At 30.1% G+C, this 4,423-nt stretch carries 3 protein-coding genes; all 3 read right to left on the reverse strand.

Annotated elements, in window-relative coordinates; translation table 11 throughout:
* Window positions 1-105: 105 nt before the first annotated feature.
* On the reverse strand, window positions 106-1,347 hold the full coding sequence (gene mobV / locus HMPREF2663_RS00450; RefSeq protein ID WP_053033448.1) for a MobV family relaxase: 1,242 nt from the start codon (window positions 1,345-1,347) through the stop codon (window positions 106-108).
* A gap of 186 nt (window positions 1,348-1,533) precedes the next feature.
* A complete protein-coding gene (tet(K), locus tag HMPREF2663_RS00455; RefSeq protein ID WP_012263763.1) occupies window positions 1,534-2,913 on the reverse strand; it encodes a tetracycline efflux MFS transporter Tet(K) in 1,380 nt (459 codons plus the stop codon).
* Window positions 2,914-3,074: 161 nt separating this feature from the next.
* Window positions 3,075-4,019, reverse strand: coding sequence for a replication initiation factor domain-containing protein (locus HMPREF2663_RS00460; RefSeq protein ID WP_070845559.1), 945 nt, complete (start codon window positions 4,017-4,019; stop codon window positions 3,075-3,077).
* Between the last annotated feature and the right edge of the window lie 404 nt (window positions 4,020-4,423).

Consider the following 4,423-nt stretch of genomic DNA (forward strand, 5'->3'; position numbering starts at 1 on the left):
TCGAATGGTCGGCTTAATAGCTCACGCTATGCCGACATTCGTCTGCAAGTTTAGTTAAGGGTTCTTCTCAACGCACAATAAATTTTCTCGGCATAAATGCATGTTCTATAAGTGCATACCTCTATCTCGTTTTTGATTCTTTTGTTGTTCTTGTTGCTGTTCCTGTTCTGAATATAATTCTGGATTCATTTTTTTATCTAAGTGTACTGCTAAACCATTTAGTTTTGGTTCATCTTCTGTTAACTTATTAACTCTTTCCGCAAATGTGTTTCTTCCTAAAATTCGTTCTAACTCTTTTAGTAGGATTTTTAAAAGCTTTAACGCTATTTCTATATTCTCTTTAAGTGGCTTTGCATTTTCGTAAAGTCGGTTGAAATTATCGTCTGTATTTTCAATACGCTCAACTGCTTTATTTAATAAATCATCTTTCTCTCGTATTTCCTTATCTTTATCATCTAAGGCTCTACCAGACTTTATATACTCGTAATCTTCCGAAATATCTTGAGCAGCTTTTATCTGTTTCTGAAATTCATTGAAATCTTTTTGGCTTATTACAACATTTCCAGTTTCTTGTATTTCTTTGCTAAATAAACCACCTACTTTTTCAGTTTCTTGCTCATACGGAACATTTATAGGCTTTTTAAGCGTATTTAACGATTTTTGGTACTCTTGCATTAATTTATCGTTCTTTTGCTTTATATGGTTTGTTTTTTGGCTCTCACGTTCATATTCTTGCTTATGATATTCAGTTTTTTGTTTATACTGACTCATTTGCTCATGTTTGGCATTTGTTACTTGTCTTGATTGCCCACGTTCTAAATCATATCCTCTTTGTTTAACATGCTCATTAAATCTATCTTGAAACTCTATTAAAGTTTTTTTATTACCTACGACTTCTTTAGCACTTAAACGACCATCATCAGTTATTGGAACAACACCATAATGCATATGTGGTGTTTTCTCGTCCATATGCACTGTGGCATATAATAAATTATCTTTACCGTATTCTTGTTCCAGAAAATCTTTAGCATGTTCAAAAAATTGTTTTGTATCTTCTGGTGTTTGATTATTAAAAAATTCGTTATCTGACGTAATCAACCCATCAATATGTTTAACTGCATCTGTTCTGATTTTTCTTTTACTTGTATAATTCTGCTCTAGTTTTTCCTCAATCAAGTTATTAAAGTTTTGTTTATTATCATTTACTAAATCATAATTTAAATGTGTTTTACTATGGTCTATATCTTCGTTTTCATAATTATTATTTTCTCTTTGAACATGTTTTTGAATACCTGTTGTATTTGTTCCAGATTTAACTTTTGAAACTCTAACAATTGAATATGACATATAAAAATTCCTCCTCTGCACAAAGGGTTTTCGTGTATTTAATACTTTAAGTCTAACATACTAGACTTATTTTACAATAAGTCATTAAACCGTATGCTCTGCGAGGCAAAAACATGTTTTTGCTAACGCAAAAAATGAGTGGCAAAATGCTAGCCACTCATAGTTCTAAACCAAAATATAATATAACTATTCAAACTGCTTTTCAGAACGTTTAAATACAATAATCGTCAAAAGACAACATAAAATAATAAGGATAGCCATGGCTACAAGAATATTACTATACACTCCAGAAGAATAATTTATAAATTCCAGAACTAGTTTACGATTAAGCAATTGTAGTGACAATAAACCTCCTACAATTGCTATACCTGTTCCCTCTGATAAAAAACTTGTGAAATTTAGCAAACTCATTCCAGAAGCAACTTCTTCTTCAGAAAGACTACTTGATACTATTTTTGATATAACTGTTTTAGTAAAAGATAATCCACCCATAACAAATATAAACATAAAAGTAGTCAACCACATACTAAACTCAACAAAAAATGCAATAGTTAAAAAACTTATAGAGATAGACAATGATCCTAAAATAAAAACAAATAATGATCCTTTTCTATCCACTAAAAAACCACCAAAATAACCAAAAACAATAACACTCATGGTTCCAGGAAAAATAACACTATTACCTATTGTCGCTACATTTACATGATAAATAGTTTTCATCATATAAGGCACCATTGATATAAAACCAGCTACTATAGAAAATATTAGCCCACCAGAAAACAAACCAAGCATAAACGAAATGTTTTTCCCTAGTTTAGGATTAATAAAAGGGTTAGAAACTCTTGAAATATGTTTAATAAAAATCACAAAAAAGATTGTGAAGAGTATTAAAAAAGTCCAATTATAATTTGTCGTAAATAACATAAAACATATAATACTTATAGACATTAAAACAATACCTACGATATCTAATGTATTTTTTGTTGATTTACCAGGTACCATTACTTTAATAAGAAAAGGTATAGTTACTATTGTAATCATAGGAAGTATAAGTAGGTAAGACCAATGAATATAATGTGCTATTATTCCCCCTATTGAAGGACCTAACCCTTCACCTAAAGCTACAATTGATCCTATAAAACCAAAGGCTTTGCCTTGTTTTTTTCTTGTAATATTTCTAGCTACAACCACCATAATCAGTGAAGGGAATGCAGCAGATCCTACTCCTTGTACTAACCTACCAAAAATCAAAATAAAAAAGTGATTGTGACCAATAAAAGCAATCAATGAACCAAGACAGCTCAAACTAATACCAATAATTAACAATTTTTTTATATTTATATAATCAGATAATTTTCCATATACTGCTGTTCCTATCGAAAAAGTTAACATATATGCAGTGTTTACCCAGTTTGTAATTCCTGGAGTAGTATTAAAATGATTTGCAATATCAGGTAAAGAAACATTTAAAACCATTTCATTTAATACACTAAAAAATGAAAGAATACAAAGCCAAAATAAAACGCTATAAAACAAACCTTTAAATCTTTTATATAAACTAAACAATTTTACCTCTTTACTTGAGGTGACTAAAGTTTATAGGGGTAAATTATTCTTTCACCTCATATAAATTCCCCAAATTTTTAAATAGACACTTCATAAAAAAATCCTCCTAAATTAGAATAGTTTAAATATATCATTTTTGTTCAGTAATATTAATATGTACACTATTTCCAAAATTTAAATTCATGTTGCCAAAAATCGATTTGTTTTTGCAATTGCTTTTCGTTCGCTTTTAAAGTCGATTTCATTAAGTCCGTTAAATCGACTGGCGAAATTTCTTTTATCAAATTCTTATATTTTGTTCTAGAATTTCTGTGAAGCTTTCCCCATTCTTCTTCATCACTCAATAACATAAAAACTATTGCTCTATCCGCAGTGCGTTGGATAGTTTTCCAATCTGGTTGCAAGATATGTAAATCACTAAAGCAATCATTCCAGTAATCCACCATATCTCTTTTAAGTTCGATTTCTACACGCCATAAATGTTCAGACATAACTTCAGCATCTGCATTATCTTTACGTTCTTGCTTTTTATTATAAATTCTAATAAATCTATTACTATCTCTCACGCCAAAATATTTTGTTTCTGGCTTGCCATTACGACCATAAAAAATAGTTTTCTTAACTGCTTTATCAGACATTGCATAGTAGTCACTCAAATCATCTTCAAAATCAAAGGCTAAATCTAATCTTGTAAAACCGTCATCTTCCATGTAGCTTATTATATTTTGTTTTAACCAAATCATTTCATCACGTGTAAGTTTGTTTGGATTAAATTCAATACGCATATTACGTCTATCCCAACTATCTGCTTTCACTTTGTCATATTCAATATAAACTTTTTCTTGAAGTGCTTTAGCTTTAAACTTTGTTTGAAGAATATCCCAAAGTCTTATTTGGGGCTCTACACTCATAAATTTAGAAAGGGCGTGAGCGTTGTCTCGGTTGAGATTTCCAACGATCGTCATTGCATCAAAACTTAATTTTGGATCAGATATGCACACAGTATGTGCGTCCAACCGGCTATTAGAGTAGCCGGTTTTAGAAAAATTGTCTAAATCGTGATTTTCCAAATGATTCGTATGATTTGCATGATTATTTTTATACATAAAAAATCGACTCCTTAATCTCAATTTCGTTTAAGGAATCGCTCACCCAAATATATATCTTGATGTATATTCAAATATCGTTTAATATCTAAATATACAAAATTATAAAAAACAACTCAGTGTGTTTTCTTTGAATGATGTCGTTCACAAACTTTGGTCAGGGCGTGAGCGACTCCTTTTTATTTTGTTATTAATATAACACTATCAAAAGACTTGGTCTAATCAGATCAGGTCTTTTTTTATTTAAGCATTTGTATTATCTGGTAAACAGTTAAAACTACTAAAACACCAAGTACATACTTACTTGTTATAAAATTCTCAAAAGCTTCTCTGAATTTCATTTCTTCAACTCCTTTTATTGCTTTATTCCAATTGCTTTATTGACGTTGAGCCTCGGAACCCTT

The organism is Staphylococcus sp. HMSC077D08 (assembly GCF_001837945.1).
GTDB classification, from domain to species: Bacteria; Bacillota; Bacilli; order Staphylococcales; family Staphylococcaceae; genus Staphylococcus; species Staphylococcus epidermidis.

What these genes read in the sequence shown, in the direction of transcription:
- HMPREF2663_RS00460 (WP_070845559.1), bottom strand. Translation starts at nt 4,019, where the DNA reads ATGTATAAAAATAATCATGCAAATCATACGAATCATTTGGAAAATCAC.
- mobV (WP_053033448.1), bottom strand. Translation starts at nt 1,347, where the DNA reads ATGTCATATTCAATTGTTAGAGTTTCAAAAGTTAAATCTGGAACAAAT.